The sequence below is a fragment of the Microbacterium aoyamense genome (genome assembly GCF_023155855.1).
In the GTDB taxonomy this organism is placed as follows: domain Bacteria; phylum Actinomycetota; class Actinomycetes; order Actinomycetales; family Microbacteriaceae; genus Microbacterium; species Microbacterium aoyamense.
On the sequence record NZ_JAKNUT010000001.1, the window covers coordinates 918643 to 936098 of the forward strand.

18 protein-coding genes are annotated in these 17456 nt (G+C 69.5%); 12 read left to right on the forward strand and 6 right to left on the reverse strand.

What is annotated here, in order from left to right; translation table 11 throughout:
- Positions 1–20: 20 nt before the first annotated feature.
- Genes MA876_RS04760 through MA876_RS04770 form a run of 3 tightly spaced genes read left to right on the forward strand, consistent with a single transcriptional unit; the run spans position 21 to position 3162 of the window.
- Positions 21–803 (forward strand): siderophore-interacting protein, encoded by a 783-nt coding sequence (locus MA876_RS04760; RefSeq protein WP_248146536.1) that lies wholly within the window; start codon positions 21–23, stop codon positions 801–803.
- The gene (locus MA876_RS04765) at positions 800–1657 is read left to right on the forward strand and encodes a serine hydrolase domain-containing protein (RefSeq protein ID WP_248146537.1); all 858 of its coding nucleotides are present in this window, start codon (positions 800–802) and stop codon (positions 1655–1657) included. Before MA876_RS04760 ends, MA876_RS04765 begins: the two co-directional genes overlap by 4 nt.
- Positions 1658–1695: 38 nt before the next feature.
- Positions 1696–3162, forward strand: a complete 1467-nt coding sequence (locus MA876_RS04770; RefSeq protein WP_248146539.1) for an SDR family NAD(P)-dependent oxidoreductase — start codon at positions 1696–1698, stop codon at positions 3160–3162.
- Positions 3163–3286: 124 nt separating this feature from the next.
- Here the strand turns inward: MA876_RS04770 and MA876_RS04775 are convergent, their stop codons facing one another.
- Complete coding sequence (locus MA876_RS04775) at positions 3287–3679, reverse strand: NUDIX hydrolase (protein WP_248146540.1); 393 nt, start codon at positions 3677–3679, stop codon at positions 3287–3289.
- An 83-nt stretch (positions 3680–3762) separates the two neighbouring features.
- Between MA876_RS04775 and MA876_RS04780 the strand changes: the two genes are divergently transcribed.
- Both MA876_RS04780 and MA876_RS04785 read left to right on the forward strand, forming a co-directional pair.
- Positions 3763–4455 carry an acyl-CoA synthetase gene (locus MA876_RS04780; RefSeq protein ID WP_248146541.1) on the forward strand — a complete coding sequence of 231 codons (693 nt, stop codon included), beginning with the start codon at positions 3763–3765 and terminating at the stop codon, positions 4453–4455.
- Positions 4452–4784: an amino acid transporter gene (locus tag MA876_RS04785; RefSeq protein WP_308221637.1), complete on the forward strand. Its 333-nt coding sequence runs from the start codon at positions 4452–4454 to the stop codon at positions 4782–4784. Before MA876_RS04780 ends, MA876_RS04785 begins: the two co-directional genes overlap by 4 nt.
- 144 nt (positions 4785–4928) lie before the next feature.
- Here MA876_RS04785 and purB read toward each other — a convergent pair whose 3' ends face one another.
- Positions 4929–6311: an adenylosuccinate lyase gene (purB, locus tag MA876_RS04790; RefSeq protein ID WP_248146542.1), complete on the reverse strand. Its 1383-nt coding sequence runs from the start codon at positions 6309–6311 to the stop codon at positions 4929–4931.
- Between the two features lie 24 nt (positions 6312–6335).
- The gene (locus MA876_RS04795; protein WP_248146543.1) at positions 6336–6842 is read right to left on the reverse strand and encodes a low molecular weight protein-tyrosine-phosphatase; all 507 of its coding nucleotides are present in this window, start codon (positions 6840–6842) and stop codon (positions 6336–6338) included.
- A gap of 151 nt (positions 6843–6993) precedes the next feature.
- On the opposite strand from MA876_RS04795, the gene MA876_RS04800 reads away from it, so the two are divergent.
- From MA876_RS04800 to MA876_RS04810, 3 genes are all read left to right on the forward strand, one after another.
- On the forward strand, positions 6994–9594 hold the full coding sequence (locus tag MA876_RS04800; RefSeq protein WP_248146544.1) for an ExeM/NucH family extracellular endonuclease: 2601 nt from the start codon (positions 6994–6996) through the stop codon (positions 9592–9594).
- Between the two features lie 156 nt (positions 9595–9750).
- A complete protein-coding gene (locus MA876_RS04805) occupies positions 9751–10032 on the forward strand; it encodes a hypothetical protein (RefSeq protein WP_248146545.1) in 282 nt (93 codons plus the stop codon).
- Complete coding sequence (locus MA876_RS04810) at positions 10029–11489, forward strand: alpha/beta hydrolase family protein (RefSeq protein WP_248146546.1); 1461 nt, start codon at positions 10029–10031, stop codon at positions 11487–11489. The genes MA876_RS04805 and MA876_RS04810 overlap by 4 nt, the downstream gene beginning before the upstream one ends.
- Here the strand turns inward: MA876_RS04810 and MA876_RS04815 are convergent.
- The 3 genes from MA876_RS04815 to MA876_RS04825 are packed head-to-tail and all read right to left on the reverse strand — an operon-like array spanning position 11440 to position 12454.
- Positions 11440–11835, reverse strand: coding sequence for a phage holin family protein (locus MA876_RS04815; RefSeq protein WP_248146548.1), 396 nt, complete (start codon positions 11833–11835; stop codon positions 11440–11442). The two genes, MA876_RS04810 and MA876_RS04815, sit on opposite strands and share 50 nt — an antisense overlap.
- A gap of 50 nt (positions 11836–11885) precedes the next feature.
- On the reverse strand, positions 11886–12251 hold the full coding sequence (locus tag MA876_RS04820; RefSeq protein ID WP_248146550.1) for a type II toxin-antitoxin system death-on-curing family toxin: 366 nt from the start codon (positions 12249–12251) through the stop codon (positions 11886–11888).
- Positions 12248–12454, reverse strand: coding sequence for a ribbon-helix-helix protein, CopG family (locus MA876_RS04825; protein WP_248146552.1), 207 nt, complete (start codon positions 12452–12454; stop codon positions 12248–12250). The genes MA876_RS04820 and MA876_RS04825 overlap by 4 nt, the downstream gene beginning before the upstream one ends.
- A 71-nt stretch (positions 12455–12525) precedes the next feature.
- On the opposite strand from MA876_RS04825, the gene MA876_RS04830 reads away from it, so the two are divergent.
- From MA876_RS04830 to MA876_RS04845, 4 genes are read left to right on the forward strand one after another with little or no spacing between them, the layout of a single operon-like run.
- Positions 12526–13632, forward strand: coding sequence for a histidinol-phosphate transaminase (locus MA876_RS04830; RefSeq protein WP_248146554.1), 1107 nt, complete (start codon positions 12526–12528; stop codon positions 13630–13632).
- A gap of 4 nt (positions 13633–13636) precedes the next feature.
- On the forward strand, positions 13637–14797 hold the full coding sequence (locus tag MA876_RS04835) for a thiamine pyrophosphate-dependent enzyme (protein ID WP_248146556.1): 1161 nt from the start codon (positions 13637–13639) through the stop codon (positions 14795–14797).
- Positions 14798–14814: 17 nt separating this feature from the next.
- Positions 14815–15780: an alpha-ketoacid dehydrogenase subunit beta gene (locus MA876_RS04840; RefSeq protein ID WP_248147179.1), complete on the forward strand. Its 966-nt coding sequence runs from the start codon at positions 14815–14817 to the stop codon at positions 15778–15780.
- Positions 15781–15834: 54 nt separating this feature from the next.
- Entirely contained in the window at positions 15835–17151 is a 1317-nt protein-coding gene (locus tag MA876_RS04845) for a dihydrolipoamide acetyltransferase family protein (RefSeq protein ID WP_248146558.1), read from the forward strand.
- Positions 17152–17456: the final 305 nt, after the last annotated feature.

The window sequence follows — 17456 nt, forward strand, 5'->3', positions numbered from 1 at the left end:
TACCGGGGTAGCGTAGTTAGGTGGCCCTTACCTCTCGCACGACTCCCCGCGCCCCCCGACCGCTCATCGAGCTCGAGGTGGTGCGCACGACGTGGCTCAGCCCGCACCTCGTGCGCGTCACGCTCGGCGGCGCAGGATTCGCAGGGTTCGAAGACCGCCCCGACACCGACAAGTACGTCAAGCTGCGCTTCACGGCTCCCGAAGGTCACCCCGTGACCCGCACCTACACGGTGCGCACGGTCGACGCCGAGGCGCAGACGCTCGACCTCGACTTCGTGGTGCACGGCGACGAGGGGCTGGCGGGCCCGTGGGCCGCCGCGGTCGAGCCGGGTGCGCGGCTCAGCTTCATGGGTCCGGGCGGTGGTTACCTCCCGAACTCCGAGGCGGACTGGTTCCTGCTCCTCGGCGACCTCTCGGCCGTGCCGGCGATCGCCGCGGCGCTCGAGGCGCTGCCGACGGATGCCGTCGGCGCCGCGATCATCGAGGTCGACGCCGAAGACGCCATCCTGCCGATCGCCGCACCCGTGGGCGTCGACGTGCGGTGGATCGTGGATGCGTCGCATCCCACCGCCCTCCTCGCCGACGCGGTGCGCGACCTGTCGTGGCGGGACGGTCACGTCGACGTCTTCGCGCACGGGGAACGCGAGTCCATGAAGCAGCTGCGCCGTGCGCTCTTCGACGAGCGCGGACTCGAGCGCTCGCAGGTGTCGCTCTCGGGCTACTGGGCGCGCGGCCGCACCGAGGACACCTTCCAGGCCGAGAAGCGCGAGCCGATCGGCCAGATCTTCCCGACGTCGGCGTGACGTCCGCCGAGCGTGTCCGCGACGCGATCGTCGCCGACATCGAGGCATCCGGCTTCGGAGCTCACGGCCTGCACGTGCGCGTCGGTGATGAAGTGGCCGCGCATCGGTGGACGCCCGACGTCCGGGAGGACATCCACTCGGCGGCGAAGGCCGTGTGCTTCCTCGCGGTCGGCATCGCGGTGGACGAGGGTGCGATCTCGGTGGACGAGCCGATCGCGACGTCCCTGCCGTCGTTCGAGGTCGCGGACCGCGAGATGACGCTGCGTCGGCTGCTGTCGATGACGAGCGGCGTCGACTTCCCGTGGACGCCGACGCTCATGACGGACTGGCCGGATCTCGCTCGCGAGTTCCTGTCGCGGCCCTCGGCCGGGCGGGGATTCCAATATTCGAATGCCAGCACGTACACCGCGATGCGCGTGCTCGATACCCGCGTCGGTGATGTCGCCGAGTACCTCGGGTCACGCCTCTTCGCGCCGCTCGGGATCGAGGCGCCGGACTGGACCCGATGCCCGAACGGGTACATCGAGGCGGGCGGAGGGCTCTGGTTGCGCACCGAGGAGCTCGCCCGTATCGGCCTGCTCGTGCGCGACCGCGGCGTGTGGGAGGGCTCGCAGCTCGTGTCCGCGGAATGGGTGGGCGCGCTCGGCACGGAATGGTCGGTCACCGGTTCCGAGCCGCCGTATGCCGGCTACTCGCTCGGGGCGTGGGCAGGGCCCGGGGCGGCGTGGCGCATCCACGGCGCGTACGGGCAGCTCGTCATCCTGCAGGGCGATGCGGTCGTCACGATCACGGCCGACGATCACTTCGGGGCGGATGCCGCGGCGGCGTCCGTCGTGCGCGTGCTGGAGTCCTGACCGGGGCTTCGTCCAGCCGGCGCTCGGTACAATCCCGTGTGACCTCCGAGACTCCCGCCGCCGGCTCGATCGACCCCGAAGAGCTCGCGATCGCCCTGCGGGTCATCGAAGCGACGGCATCCCTCGATCCCGAAGATCCCGACTACATCGCGCTGCGCCGCGCCACCGGCAAGATGTATAAGGACGTCAAGCGGCAGTCCCGCAAAGAGAAGCGCCAGGCGATCGCCGATGCTGACCGAGCCGTCGTCGCGGCCACGGCGACGGGTGCTCCCGACCGCATCGACGACGAGACCCGCGGCATCCCGCTCGCTGCGCGCACCGAGACGCCCCATGCCGGCGAGCTCATCAAGCCGCGCGCCTGCTACATCTGCAAGCAGCCGTACACGCTCGTCGACGCGTTCTACCACCAGCTGTGCCCCGAGTGCGCGGCCATGAGCCACGAGAAGCGGGATGCCCGCACCGACCTCACCGGCAAGCGCGCGCTGCTCACGGGCGGGCGCGCCAAGATCGGCATGTACATCGCGCTGCGGCTGCTGCGCGACGGCGCGCACACGACGATCACGACGCGGTTCCCGCGCGACGCGGTGCGCCGGTTCTCGGCGCTGCCCGACTCGCCTGACTGGATCCACCGGCTCAAGATCGTCGGCATCGACTTGCGAGACCCTGCCCAGGTGATCGCGCTCGCCGACGCGGTCGCCGCCGATGGCCCGCTCGACATCCTCATCAACAACGCCGCGCAGACGGTGCGGCGCTCGACGGGGGCATACAAGCCGCTGGTGGATGCCGAGCTCGCGCCGCTTCCGACGGGCCCGCTCCCCGAGCTCCTGACCTTCGGGCACACGAACGACGCGCATCCGCTCGCGCTGGCGCAGTCGGTGTCCGCGCATCCGATCCTCGCGTCGGCCGCCCGCACGGCCGAAGAGCTCACGGCCGAGGCGATGGCCGCGGGGTCGTCGTCGCTCGAGCGTCTCGCCGCCGGAACGGCGATCGACGCGGGCGGCCTCGTGCCCGACGAGAACCACATCAACAGCTGGACCCAGTCGGTCGACCAGGTCGAGCCGCTCGAGATGCTCGAAGTGCAGCTCGCCAACATGACGGCGCCGTTCCTGCTCGTCTCGCGCCTGCGGCCCGCGATGGCGGCATCTCCCGCCCGACGCACGTACGTCGTCAACGTCTCGGCGATGGAGGGCGTGTTCGGTCGCGGATACAAGGGCCCCGGGCATCCGCACACCAACATGGCCAAGGCGGCGCTCAACATGCTCACGCGCACGAGCGCGCGCGAGATGTTCGAGACCGACGGCATCCTCATGACGGCGGTCGACACGGGCTGGATCACCGACGAGCGCCCGCACTACACGAAGGTGCGGCTCGCCGAAGAGGGGTTCCACGCGCCGCTCGACCTCGTCGACGGAGCCGCGCGCGTCTACGACCCGATCGTCCGCGGCGAGGCGGGCGAAGACCTCTACGGGATCTTCCTCAAGGACTACCGCAAGAGCCAGTGGTGAGGCCTCGCTCGGCCGCTTCGACGCGTGAGTGTCGCAGAACGTAGGAGATTCGGGCCCGGGGCGACCTTCGGCGACGTCGACCGCGAAATCTCCTACGGTTTGCGACGTGAACCGCCTACGCCGCTCAGGCGGGCAGGAAGTAGGTCCGCGCGAGCGGCGCGATCTCGAGCTCGTCGGCATCCGCGCGCGTGACCCAGCGCAGCTCCTCGATCTCGGCCGCGATGACCGGTGTGGCGCCGTCCAGGTCGGCTTCGAAGACGTCCGCCACGACGAGGAACCCCGGCTCGTTCGCCGCGTGCGCCGTGAACGAGCCGAGCGATCGCAGGTCGTGGGCGGCGATCCGCACGCCGATCTCCTCTTCGAGCTCGCGCGACAGCGTCTCGGCGGGCGACTCCCCCGGCTCGGGCTTGCCACCCGGCTGCATGAACGCCGTCGTGCCGGCCTTGCGCACGAGCAGCAGTCGACCGCTCTCGTCCGTGATGACGGCGGCGGAGACGTGGATGACGCGATCGGGCACGGTCGCACGGTATCACCCGGGTCGGGTCGACCGGCGGCACAAACTAGACTGGAGGCATCCCTTCCGCAATCCCAGGATCCACTGTGTCTGACACCGCCGCCGCTCGCACCTTCGAGGTGCGCCACGTGCAGCTCGCGCGCGCCGCGTTCGCCGCGATCGCGACGGTCATGATCACGTTCTCTTCGGATCACTCGGCGGTCGTCGGGGTGGCCGTCTTCAGCGGTTTCGCCATCGCGACGGCTCTCGTGCACTTCGCCGCCGCGTGGCTCGTGTACCCGGCCGGAGCGCGCTGGCCGTCGATCCTGATGGGTATCGTGACGCTGCTCGCCGGCATGGCCGGCGGACTCACTCCGCTGCGCACGATCACGGGTTTCTTCGCGATCGTCGTCACGTGGGCTGTCATCACGGGTGTCATCGAGACCGTCGCCGGCGCTCGCGGTCTGCGCGCGCTGAAGCCGCGCGAACTCAAACCCGGCGAGATCGCCCCCTGGTCCGACGGAACACCCGCAGCGGTCGCACCACGTGGTGACAGCCGCGATGCGCTCGTCGTCGGCATCATCTCGATCATGCTCGGACTGGCGCTCCTGTGCGTGCCGACGGGTTTCGCCCTGCCGTACGCCGTCGAGGACATTCAGGGCACGCTCACGGGCATCACGATCGCCGTCGGCATCTTCGGCGGCTATGCCGCGATCGTCGCGGTGTACCTCGCGATCGCGGGGTTCTCGCCGCGCGCGGCGGCTCCGGCATCCACCCCCACGACCGAGGACGCCGCGTGACCGACCGCCCCACCCGCCGCGACCTCATGAAGCCCGTGCAGCTGCTCGGGCTCGCCTTCGGCTCCGCGCTGTTCGCGGGCATCGTGACGCTTGTGTCGATGGGCTTCTTCCAGCAGCGGTTCGAGGGTCAGTCCGAGCGCGCGCTGGTCGTCGCGGCCGTCGTCGCGGGCATCACCTTCATCGTCGTGCTCGTCGTCGTGGCGCTGCTGCTGCTCGCGGTCGACCCCGCGCAGATCACGAAGACCGTCGACAAGCCGATCCTCGTCGAGAAGGACGAGAAGAACGCCGCTCCGGATGCCCCGGAGCCCGGCGAGGCCCCGAAGGCCTAGCTCCCTGCTGCGGTCGCTGACCTCGGCGACAGTTCCGCGCGCCGCGACGCGCATAGCTCAGGATGAACGCGTCGCATGCCGCCGTTCGCAGCACTTTCGAGCCGATCGATCCTGAGCGCTTCACGCTCGGCGATCGATCACTGCTCAGTGCAGCTCGTCGACCAGCCTCGACGCGAGGCCCGCATAGGTCGCGGGGGTGAGTGCGAGCAGGCGCTCCTTCGCGGCATCCCCGATGTCGAGACCCTGCACGAACTCGGCGAGCTCCGCCGCACCGACGCGGCGGCCGCGCGTGAGGTCCTTGAGCAGCGCGTAGGGGTCGCTGATGGACGACCGACCCGCCGCGATCTCGGCGCGCACGACGGTCTGGATCGCCTCGGCGAGGACCTCCCAGTTGGCGTCAAGGTCGGCCAGCAGCACGTCCTCGGCGAGCGAGATCTCCTTGAGCCCGCGCTCGAGGTTGTCGAGCGCGAGCAGCGAGTGCCCGAAGGCGACGCCGATGTTGCGCTGCGTCGTCGAGTCGGTGAGGTCGCGCTGCATCCGCGACGTCACGAGGGTCGAGGCGAGCGTCGCGAACAGCCCGCCCGCGATCTCGAGGTTCGCCTCGGCGTTCTCGAACCGGATCGGGTTGATCTTGTGCGGCATCGTCGACGACCCCGTCGCGCCGGCGACGGGGATCTGGGTGAAGTAGCCGATCGAGATGTAGGTCCAGATGTCGGTCGCGAGGTTGTGCAGGATGCCGCCGGCATGACGCGCGCGGTCGTAGAGCTCCACCTGCCAGTCGTGCGACTCGATCTGCGTGGTCAGCACGTTGAAGTCCAGGCCGAGGCCCTCGATGAACTCGCGCGAGAGCGACGGCCAGTCGACCGACGGCTCGGCGGCGAGGTGCGCCGACCACGTGCCGGTCGCGCCCGAGAACTTCGCGAGGTACTCGCCGCCCTCGATCTGCGCCGCGACTCGTTCGAGCCGCCACGCGAAGACGGCGAGCTCCTTGCCCATCGTCGAGGGCGTCGCGGGCTGACCGTGCGTGCGCGAGAGCATCGCGGCATCGCGGTGCGCGATCGCCGCCGATCGCAGCGACGCGATGACGGCCCGCAGCTTGGGCAGCCAGACGGCGACCACGGCCCGCTTGACGGTCAGCGCGTACGACGCCGAGTTGATGTCCTCGCTCGTCGCGGCGAAATGGGTGAGCTCGGCGATCGCGGTGAGGCCGAGAGTGTCGAGCCGATCGCGCACGAGGTACTCGACGGCCTTGACGTCGTGGCGGGTGATCGCCTCGCGCTCGGCGAGCCAGTCGATCTCGGGTTGCCCGAACTCGAGGTAGAGCGCGCGCAGCCGCGCCTTGTCGTCGTCGGTCAGGGGCGACGTCTCGAAGAGCGAGCGGTCGGTCAGCGCGATGAGCCACTCGACCTCGACCTCGACCCGGGCCCGGTTGAGTCCGGCCTCGGACAGGTAGTCGGCGAGTCCGGTGACGGCGGTGCGGTAGCGACCGTCGAGGGGGCTGAGGGGCTGGGGAGGCAGAGAGGTCACAAGCGTCCGTTCGTGCGCCGGCACTCAGATGGCCGGTCGGATGGCGGGTTCGAGCTGCCGGAAGAGCGCCCGGCTCGCGCTCTCGATCATACCGAGCACCTCATCGAACATCCCCCGGCCCGCGTAGTACGGGTCGGGCACGTCGAGGGTCGCCGCGTGCGGATCGAACGCGAGGAGCAGCGCGATCTTGTCGGCGTCGCCGTCGTCGCGCGCCCATCCGCGGAGAATGCGCTCGTGGCTGCGGTCGAGCGCGATGACGAGGTCGCTGTTCGCGAAGTCGTCGTGCGTGAACTGGCGTGCCCTGTGCCGCGTTCCGTCGTACCCGCGGCGTCCGAGCGCTTCGATCGTCCGCTGATCGGCCTGCTCGCCGACGTGCCAGTCGCCCGTGCCCGCACTCGTCGACACGACACGACTGCCGAGGCCGACGGCATCCGCCGCCTCACGGAACACGACCTCGGCCATCGGCGACCGGCAGATGTTCCCCGTGCACACGAACACGACGCGGAAAGGATCCACGGGGGTCGCCGACATGACCTACATTCTGGCCCGCGCGGTGGGGTGCCGTCGATCATCGTTCACCGGATGGATACACGCAAGGGGTTCCGCGACCGGCACCACGCCCGTAGCGTGAGTGTCCTGGGGGCCCGAAAGGGTCCCTTTTCGCGTCTAGATGGAGGTTCTCGTGAGTCGTCCCCCGCTCCGATCGTCTGTGATCGCCGTCGCGGTCGTCACCGCCGCAGCGCTGCTCGGCGCCGCTCCGGCACACGCCGCGCCACCCCCCGACCTGCTGATCAGCGAAGTCATCGAGGGGTCGAGCAACAACAAGGCGGTCGAGATCTACAACGGCACCGCTGCCTCGATCGACCTGTCAGCGGGCGGCTATTCCCTCTCGTACTACTTCAACGGAGCGACGACGGCCGGGCTCACGATTCCGCTGAACGGCGCGGTCGCGAGCGGCGACGTCCATGTGGTCGCGCACGGCTCGGCGAACGCGACGATCCTCGCGACCGCCGACCAGACGAGCAGCGCGAACTGGTTCAACGGCGACGACGCCATCGTGCTCACCAAGGGCGGCACGGCGATCGACGCCTTCGGGCAGGTCGGCTTCGACCCGGGCACCGAGTGGGGAACGGGGCTGGTGTCGACGGCCGACAACACCCTGCGGCGCCAGGCAGACGTGTGCGCGGGCGACGCGAACGCTTCCGACGTCTTCGACCCATCCATCGAGTGGGACGGCTTCGCGACCGACACCTTCGACGGGCTCGGGATCCACACGACCGACTGCAGCGACGCCGAGCCGCCCGTCGATCCGCCGGTGGATCCGCCCGCCGTCGAGGCGGGCTGCGATCTGCCGGTCGTGACGATCGGCTCGATCCAGGGTGCGGGAGCCACCACCCCCGTGCCGGGGACGACCGTCCGTGTCGAGGGCACCGTCGTGGGCGACTTCCAGACGGGCGGATTCAACGGGTACTACGTGCAGGATTCCGGTGACGGGGATGCCGCGACCTCCGACGCGGTGTTCGTCTACGCCGTCGGCGGCGCGGCCGTGAACCCCGGCGATGTCGTCAACGTCGTGGGAACCGTGAACGAGGCCTTCGGTCAGACGCAGATCACCCTGGGCGACCTCGAGGTCTGCGCGACGGGCGCGGAGCTGCCCGCTGCGACGCCGCTCACGCTCCCCGCGACGGCGGAGCAGAAGGAGGCGCTCGAGGGCATGCGTGTGACGCTGCCGCAGCAGCTCGCGATCGGCGAGACGTTCGACTTCGCGCGTTACGGCACGATTTCGCTCACGGTCGGCCGCCAGTACCAGCCGACGCAGCTGTACGACGCCGGTTCGCCCGAGGCGATCGCCCTCGCGGACGAGAACATCGCGGCATCCCTCACCGTGGATGATGGTCGCAGCAACCAGAACCCGGACCCCGCGATCCACCCGAACGGCGACGTGTTCACGCTCGACAACACGTTCCGCAGCGGCGACCTCGTGACGAACACGACCGGCGTGCTGGACTACCGATTCGACACGTGGGCGATCCAGCCGACGCAGGGTGCCGACTTCGCAGTGGGCAACGCGCGCACCGGGGCGCCGGAGGTCGAGGGCGCGCTGAAGGTCGCGAGCTTCAACGTGCTCAACTACTTCACGACGCTCACGGGTCCGGATGCGCGCGGCGCGAACAACCCCGAGGAGTTCGAGCGTCAGGAGGCGAAGATCGTCACGGCGCTCGCCGAGATCGACGCCGACGTGTTCGGCCTGATCGAGATCGAGAACAACGGAACGGCTGTCGCGGCGCTCACGGCCGCGCTCAACGAGCGGCTCGGCGCCGAGGTCTACGACTACGTCGAGACGGGCGTCATCGGCACGGACGTCATCACGACTGCGCTGCTCTACAAGCCCGCGTCGGTGACGCCGGTGGGCGCGTTCCAGCTGATGGACGAGGCGAAGGATGCCCGTTGGCTCGACGACTTCAACCGCCCGGGTCTCACCCAGGCGTTCGAGGACGCGTCGGGTGCGACCTTCGCGGTCGTCGTGAACCACCTGAAGTCGAAGGGCTCGGACTGCAACGCGGTCGGGGATCCGACCGATCCGAACGGTCAGGGCAACTGCAACGGGGTGCGCACGCAGGCGGCCTCGGCGCTCTCCGACTGGCTCGCGACCGACCCGACGGGGATCGGTGCCGGGCGGGAGCTCGTGCTCGGCGACCTGAACTCGTACGCGCAGGAGGACCCGATGCAGGCTCTCTACGCCGCCGGGTATACCGACGTCGCGGACGCCGACTCGTACACGTACGTGTTCGACGGGATGCTCGGCTCGCTCGACCACGCGCTCGCGGGCGCCGCGATCGCGGGTGAAGTGGCCGATGCGGCGGTGTGGAACGTGAACGCCGACGAGCCGAGCCTGATCGACTACGACACGTCGTTCAAGCAGCCCGCGCAGGATGCGCTCTACGCACCTGACGCGTACCGCTCGAGCGACCACGACCCGGTCGTCGTGGGCCTCGACCTGATCAAGCCCGATCGGACGAAGCCGACCGCGACGGTCAAGGCCGGGTCGAACTTCACCGTCCAGACGGGATCGACGTACGACCTGCTCAGCTACAAGCTGTATGACGCGGGCAAGATCGACAAGGTCTCGATCAACGGCAAGGTGAAGGACCTCACGAACAACACCTGGTCGGACGTGAACTTCCTCAAGCCGGGCACGTTCGGAGCAGTGCGCGGTCTGAACACGATGGTCGTCTACGACGTCGCCGGAAACACGAACACCTACACGTTCACGTTGAACTAGCGAGGGTTCCTCGCAGGATGCAGGGGCGGCATCCACTCCCCGACTTCGGGAGTGGATGCCGCGTCCCGTTCCTCCCCACATGACATGTGCCAGGCTTCGTCCACAGAAGCCCCGTCACGTTGCGGATGGCGCCCGCCCGACGCGCACCATCGGTGAATGACCTTCTCCGCCTGCGCTCCCGCGGCGACGCCCGAACTCGACGTCGTCGTGCGTGAGCTCGAACGCCTCTCGGACCGCCTGCTCGACGTCGCCCACATCGCTCGATCGCTCGCTGCCGCCACCGACTGGCAGGCCCGCGCGGCGGTGGCCTTCCACGAGAAGGCGACGCGGTGGGCGGGCACGGTATCGGGTTTGGGCTGCCTCGCAGAGACGACGCGGATCGATGCCGTACAGGCGCGCGAGAGCGCGCGCTCTCGCTCTGAATGGGCGTGCCCGTGACCGATCCGGGGGTCCGTCCTCGGCCGGATGCGGGGACCGACCGGCCGACGCCGCCGCCGACCGGCGATGTCGAGATCCGCGGCGGGGGCGCGGTGGCCGTCGACACGCAGACGCTGCGGGACGCGGCATCCCGCTTCGACACGACGCGAGCCGAGCTCGACGCGCTGCGGGACCGACTGGGATCGCTCCAACTCATGCTCTTCGCCGAGCGCGACGTCGCGTGGGGGGCGGCCAGCAGCGCATCCGTGCTCTTGGCGCGGCTCGCCGAGACGATGGCCGACGCGGATGCGATCGCGGCCGATCTGCGTTCGGCGGCCACCGTATACGAGCTCGTCGAGCTCAACGCGCAGCACACCGCTGCGCGGCTCGCCGGCGACGAGGTCGCGCTCGCGCGGATCGAGGCGCGCCGCGACGACATCATGCGGCTGCACCCCGACGCGATGGGTAGGGCGAACCTCTTCGAGTTCGAAAGGGCCGTCCTGTGGCCGTCCGAGCTCGTGCGCGAAGCGACACAGCTCGGGTACGACCTGGGCGGCATGTTCGAGACCTTCTTCGGCGAGGGCCTCGGCAAGGCGATGGGCTTCCTGCCGGGCGTCGTGGGCGGCGTGGTGCTCGGCGGGCTCACGATCGGGGGCGTCACCGCCGCGGGCCTCGGCGGGCAGGGGCGGGTGGCACGGAATTCTCGCCTGACCGGCGACGCGCCCGCCGTCGCCATCGTGCGGGTCGGGTCGGGCACGACGACTGCGCCGTCGGGGCTCGCGGCTGCCGCGCAGCGGATCCCGAGCGGCGACGCCCGCGTACGCGTCGAGGTCTACACGATGCGCGACGGATCGAAGCAGTACGCGACGTACATCGCCGGGATGAAGGATGCCGCGGTCCGCGGCGGCCGTGACCCGTGGGACAACGAGTCCAATGTGCAGCTCTGGGCCGGCGAGAAGTCCGCGTCCTACGCCGCGACTGCGCGAGCGCTCGAAGCGGCCGGCGCTCGGCCCGGCGACACCGTGCACATCATCGGCCACTCGCAGGGCGCGATGGTCGGAGCGCACCTCGCGCTCGAGGGCGGCTACGACACCCGCACGCTCGTGACGTTCGGTTCGCCGGTCGAGGCCGATGTCGGGCCGGGCACCGTGAGCGTCGGGATCAGGCACAGCGACGATGCGGTCGCCGCACTCGCCGGGGGCGGCCACGCCGCACCCGTCGGGGCGCCGGGCAGCTTCGTGGTCGAGCGTGTCTTCGATGAGGACCCGGGCCTGACGTCCCACGGCATCAGCGCTTACGCCGACACTGCGGCGAAGGTCGATGCATCCACCGATCCGCGCGTCGACGCCGTGCGCGAGACGTTCGCCGAGCTCGGGACGGCGGTCGAGGTCGACGTCGTCGAGTACTCCGCGGAGCGCCTCGACGCCGTCAGTCCCGCTTCTGCTTCGGTCGCAGGAAGATCCCGAAGATCCAGTTGATGAGCGAAATGATGAGGGCCGCCACGACGCCCCACCAGAAGTCCTCGACGCGCAGGCCGAAGTTCCAGAACGTCGTGATCCACGCCGTCAACCACAGCAGGAACGCGTTGATGATCAGGCCGATGAGCCCGAGCGTGAGGATGTAGATAGGGAAGGCGAGCACCTTGATGACGGTGCCGATGATCGTGTTGACGATCGCGAAGATCGCTGCGACGAGCAGGAGTGTGAGCACCATCTGCAGGGTCTCGCCCGGCGGGAAGGCGATGACCGAGACCTGCAGCGCCGGGATCAGGGTGACGACCCAGATGGCGAAGGCGTTGACGACGACACGGATGAGGAAGCCCATAGTCCGGCCAGTCTGCCACGGCGCGCAGCGCTCGCGCAGAGGCATTTCGATCAGCCCGCGGCCCCGGTGCGGAATCGTGCCGCGATCTCGAGCACCTCCAGTCGACTCTGCGCGACGTCGAGCACGAGTTCGAACGCGTCGTCCGTCGACATGACGACCACGTGGCCGTTCAGTTCGAGGAACGTCAGGGTCGCCACCCACGAGAATCGCTTGTTGCCGTCGAAGAAGGGATGGTTCTGCGCGAGCGACGACATCAGCGCAGCGGCCTTATCGAAGATGTCGACGTACGCCTCGATGCCGAACATCGAGCTCGACGGCCGAGCGAGCGCCGAAGAGAGCAGGCCGAGATCACGGACGTGAAGGCCCATGTCCGCGGCGATGGCGGCCGCCTGAGGCAGTTCGAGATAGTCGGTCATGCGTCTTCGAGGCGCGTGAGCAGTTCCCCGTATCGAGCACGGACACTCTGCGCGATCGATGTCGCGCGCTCGGTCTTCGAGTCACTGCTCAACAGCAACTCCGTCGCTTCGAGAATCAGTGCGTGCTTGGACGTGTGCCTGCGCTCGGCAAGCGCGTCGAGCGCAGCGTCGAGTTCCTCCGGGAGTCGCACCGTCATTGCCATACCGAAATGGTATCAAGGTGCCATTTCGGTATCTACCGCCCACGGAATGGACGCCCTCCTAGACTCGGGGCGTGACCTCCGACATCCCGATCCGCGTTCGTCCCGAGATCGCCGCCCTGCCCGCGTACAAGCAGGGCAAGCAGGCGGGGGCCGAGGCGTTCAAGCTTTCGAGCAACGAGAATCCCTTCGATCCACTCGACGGCGTCGTCGAGGCTCTGCAGGCGGCGACGTCGGTCAACAGGTATCCGGATGCCTCGGCCGCTCGCCTGCGCGCGCGGCTCGGCGAGCGGTTCGGCGTCTCGGCCGACGCCGTGCACATCGGCGCCGGCAGCGTCGCGATCCTCGCGCAGCTCGTGCAGGCGACCTCGGGCCCTGGCGACGAGGTCATCTACGCCTGGCGGTCGTTCGAGGCGTATCCGTGGCTCGCCGTCGTCGCCGGTGCGACCGCCGTTCAGGTGCCGCTCACGGTCGACGCGCGGCACGACCTTCCCGCGATGGCGGCCGCGATCACCGACCGCACGCGCGCGATCATCGTGTGCAGCCCGAACAACCCGACCGGCCCGATCGTGACGCAGGCCGAGTTCGACGACTTCGTCGCTCAGGTGCCGCCCGACGTGCTCGTCATCCTCGACGAGGCGTACGCCGAGTTCGTCACCGACCCCGATGCTGTCGACGGCCTCTTCGTCCTGGGCAACGCGGGGCGAGACAACGTCGTCGTGCTTCGCACCTTCTCCAAGGCGTTCGGACTCGCAGGGCTGCGGGTCGGCTACGCCGTGGGGCATCCGCGCATCCTCGACGCGGCGCGCAGCACCAGCATCCCGCTCTCCGTCACGCTGCAGGGCGAGACGGCGGCCCTCGCGAGCCTCGACGCCGAAGCAGAGCTGCTCGAGCGCGTCACGACGATCGCCGAGCGCCGCGACCGGCTCGCGGCCGCGCTGCGCGAGGGCGGGTGGGCCGTGCCGCAAGCGCAGGGCAACTTCGTGTGGCTGCCCGCGGGCGACGAGACGATGTCGATCGCGGGAGAGTTCGAGGCGGCGGGACTCATCGTCAGGCCCTTCGCCGGCGACGGCATCCGCATCTCGATCGGCGAAGAAGAGTCTGTCGAGAAGGTCCTACGGATCGCGGCATCCGTTGTGAAAGACCTCCCGGAAGCCCATCCAGCGCGAGGGCTAGCGTAGAACGGTGACGACGCCCGAGACCCTGTCTGCTGCGCCCAGCCCGGCCGAGGAGTCGGGCCTCGTGCGCATCCTCGACGCGGACGGCCGCTTTGCGCCGACCCCCGCCGCCGAGCCGTACCTCGCTCTCATCGATGGCCTCGCCGATGCCGAGCTCGAGGTCCTCTACCGCGACATGACCGTGATCCGCGCCTTCGATCGCCAGGCGACGAACCTGCAGCGGCAGGGGCAGCTCGCGCTGTGGCCGCCGAGCTTCGGCCAGGAGGCCGCGCAGGTCGGCTCCGCACGCGCGGCACGCGCGCAGGACCACATCTTCCCCTCCTACCGCGAGCATGTCGTGACGCGGATCCGCGGCGTCGACCCGATCGACATCATCCGCGTCATGCGCGGGCTGACGCACGGGGGCTGGGATCCGACCGACCCCAAGAACGGCAACACGCACATCTACACGCTCGTGCTCGGCTCGCAGACGCTCCACGCGACAGGCCTCGGGATGGGCCTCGTGTTCGACCGGCGCTGCGGCACGGGCGACCCCGAGCGCGACGAGGCCGTCATCGTCTACTACGGCGACGGCGCCTCGAGCCAGGGCGATGTGCACGAGGCGATGGTCTTCGCCGCGAGCTACCGCACACCCGAAGTGTTCTTCCTGCAGAACAACCAGTGGGCGATCTCGGTGCCGGTCTCGACGCAGTCGCCCGCGCCGCTCGTGCGCCGGGGCGACGGGTACGGCATGCCCAGCATCCAACTCGACGGCAATGACGTCCTCGCGAGCTACGCCGTCACGCGGACGGCCCTCGACGAGGCGCGCTCGGGAGCGGGCCCCCGCGCGATCGAGGCGCTCACCTACCGCATGGGCGCGCACACGACGAGCGACGACCCGACGAAGTACCGCACGTCCGACGAAGAGGCGTCGTGGGCGCGCCGCGATCCCATCGAGCGCATGCGCGCGTACTTGACGGGGCGCGGCGCATCAGACGCGTTCTTCGACGACGTGGATGCCGAGGCCGCCGCCGTGGCGGACGACGTGCGCGTGCGCACCTCGGCGCTCGGCGGCCTCGACCGCGAGGCGATGTTCGCGCACGTCTACAGCGAGCCGCATCCGCTCATCGATGAGCAGCGCGCGTGGCTCGCGGACTATGAAGCCTCGTTCGAGGGCGGTGCCTCGTGAGCGACACGACGACGGTGATGCCCATCAGCAAGGCACTCAATGCGGGAATGCGCACCGCGATGGCGGCGAACGATCGCGTCCTGCTCATGGGCGAGGACATCGGCCGGCTCGGCGGTGTGTTCCGCGTGACCGAGGGCCTGCAGGCCGAGTTCGGCGACCGACGCGTGCTCGACACGCCGCTCGCCGAGTCGGGCATCGTCGGCACGGCGATCGGCCTCGCGATGGCGGGGTTCCGTCCCGTGATCGAGATCCAGTTCGACGGGTTCGTGTTCCCGGCGTTCGACCAGATCACGACGCAGCTCGCGAAGCTCACGAACCGGCACGAAGGTTCGTTGGCGCTGCCGGTCGTGGTCCGCATCCCGTACGGCGGCCACATCGGCGCCGTCGAGCATCACCAGGAGAGCCCCGAGGCCTACTTCGCGCACACCCCGGGACTGCGGGTCGTGAGCCCGTCGACGGCGAACGACGCGTACTGGATGATCCAGGATGCGATCGCGTCCGACGATCCCGTGATCTTCCTCGAGCCGAAGGCGAAGTACTGGCAGAAGGGCGAAGTCGACACGTCGGCACGCGCCGTGCCGCTGCACGCCTCGCGCGTCGTGCGCCGCGGAACCGATGTGACACTCGTCGGCCACGGCGCGATGGTGACGACCCTTCTGCAGGCGGCCGCGCTCGCCGAGGCCGAGGGAACGTCGTGCGAGGTCGTCGACGTGCGCTCCCTCTCGCCGATCGACTACGGGCCGATCCTCGACTCCGTACGACGGACGGGCCGCATGGTCTACGCGCAGGAGGCGCCCGGCTCGGTCAGTGTGGGCTCCGAGGTCGCGGCGACCGTGATGGAGAAGGCGTTCTACGCGCTCGAGGCACCCGTGCTGCGCGTGTCGGGCTTCGACGTCCCGTTCCCCGCGGCCAAGCTCGAGGGCGTCTATCTGCCCGACGCCGACCGCGTCCTCGAGGCCGTCGACCGCGCACTGGCCTACTGACGTCTCGTCGCTTCGGCCCTCGCTCAACGACCGGATTCATGGAAGGAATACCCGATGAGCACTCAGACGTTCGTCCTCCCCGATGTCGGCGAGGGCCTCACCGAGGCCGAGATCGTGCAGTGGCGTGTCGCGCCCGGCGACACGGTCGCCGTCAACGACGTCCTCGTCGAGATCGAGACGGCGAAGTCGCTCGTCGAGCTGCCGTCACCCTTCGCGGGCACGGTCGGCGAGCTCATCGTCGCAGAGGGCGCGACGGTCAACGTCGGCGCGCCGATCATCACCATCGCGGATGCGGCGGCCGCGGCATCCGTCGTCGGGCAGAGCGAGCACGGCGAGCCGGCGGAAGCCGAGTCCGAGGGCGAGGGTGCCGTGCTCGTCGGGTACGGCACGGGCGGTGCCGTGACGTCGCGGCGGCGCAAGCCCGCCGTCACGGCCGAGCAGCGGGTCGAGGCCTCCGTGGGCGTCGTCGCGAAGCCCCCGATCCGCAAGCTCGCACGCGACCTGGGAGTGGACCTCGGCGCGGTGAAGCCGAGCGGACCCGCCGGAGAGGTCACGCGCGACGACGTCGTGAAGCACGCCTCGCAGGCGTCCGTCTTCCGCAACCTCGAGACGCCCGAGTGGAGCCCCGTGCGCGAGGAGACGATCCAGGTCGCGCCCCCCGTGGACGAGTCGCGCGAAGAGACGATCGCCGTCAAGGGCGTCCGCAAGGCGACGGCATCGGGCATGGTGCGCAGCGCCTACACCGCGCCGCACGTGTCGGTGTGGACGGACGTCGACGCCTCGCGCACGATGGAGCTCGTCAAGCGGCTCAAGGCGTCGCCCGACTTCGCCGACACGAAGGTCTCGCCGCTGCTGATCATGGCGCGCGCGGTCATCTGGGCCGTCCGCCGCACCCCGATGGTCAACGCCGCGTGGATCGACGCCGAGGACGGCGCCGAGATCCGCGTGCGCCACTACGTCAACCTCGGCATCGCCGCGGCCACACCGCGCGGACTGCTCGTGCCGAACATCAAGGACGCGCAGAACCTCAACATGCAGGGTCTCGCTCGCGCGCTCGAGAAGCTCACCGTCACCGCGCGCGAGGGCAAGACCACACCCGCCGACCAGCAGCAGGGCACGATCACGATCACGAACATCGGCGTGTTCGGGATGGATGCCGGCACTCCGATCATCAATCCCGGGGAGGTGGGCATCATCGCGCTCGGCGCGATCCGCCAGAAGCCCTGGGTCGTCGACGGGGAGGTGCGCCCCCGCTGGGTGACGACGGTGTCGGGATCCTTCGATCACCGCGTCGTCGACGGCGACGGGGTCTCGCGATTCATCGCGGACGTCGCGTCGGTGCTCGAGGAGCCCGCGCTGCTCCTGGACTGACACCCGGTCTGTTCTGCGATCGGCGTGTCGTCTCCGGCGTCGATACCCCTCCGACCGCAATGAACTTCCGGTTCACACCATTGACGCCTCTCACGGGGTCCGACCTGCACGTTCCACACGTGGGCTGCGGTGAACTTCCGGCTCACACCCTTGCCCCTTCGTATGTGACCCGGAAGTTCATTGGCGGACGGGTCGTGTGTGAACCGGAAGTTCATGGATGGGTGAGTCATGTGTGAACCGGAAGTTCATTGGCGGGCGGGTCGTGTGTGAACCGGAAGTTCATCGATGAAAAGAGTGAACGTCGC

Bases quoted from the DNA above. Each gene is read 5' to 3' on its own strand.
- MA876_RS04805 (WP_248146545.1), top strand. From the start codon at position 9,751: ATGACCTTCTCCGCCTGCGCTCCCGCGGCGACGCCCGAACTCGACGTC.
- MA876_RS04845 (WP_248146558.1), top strand. From the start codon at position 15,835: ATGAGCACTCAGACGTTCGTCCTCCCCGATGTCGGCGAGGGCCTCACC.
- MA876_RS04825 (WP_248146552.1), bottom strand. From the start codon at position 12,454: ATGGCAATGACGGTGCGACTCCCGGAGGAACTCGACGCTGCGCTCGAC.
- MA876_RS04795 (WP_248146543.1), bottom strand. From the start codon at position 6,842: ATGTCGGCGACCCCCGTGGATCCTTTCCGCGTCGTGTTCGTGTGCACG.
- MA876_RS04840 (WP_248147179.1), top strand. From the start codon at position 14,815: ATGCCCATCAGCAAGGCACTCAATGCGGGAATGCGCACCGCGATGGCG.
- MA876_RS04820 (WP_248146550.1), bottom strand. From the start codon at position 12,251: ATGACCGACTATCTCGAACTGCCTCAGGCGGCCGCCATCGCCGCGGAC.
- MA876_RS04815 (WP_248146548.1), bottom strand. From the start codon at position 11,835: ATGGGCTTCCTCATCCGTGTCGTCGTCAACGCCTTCGCCATCTGGGTC.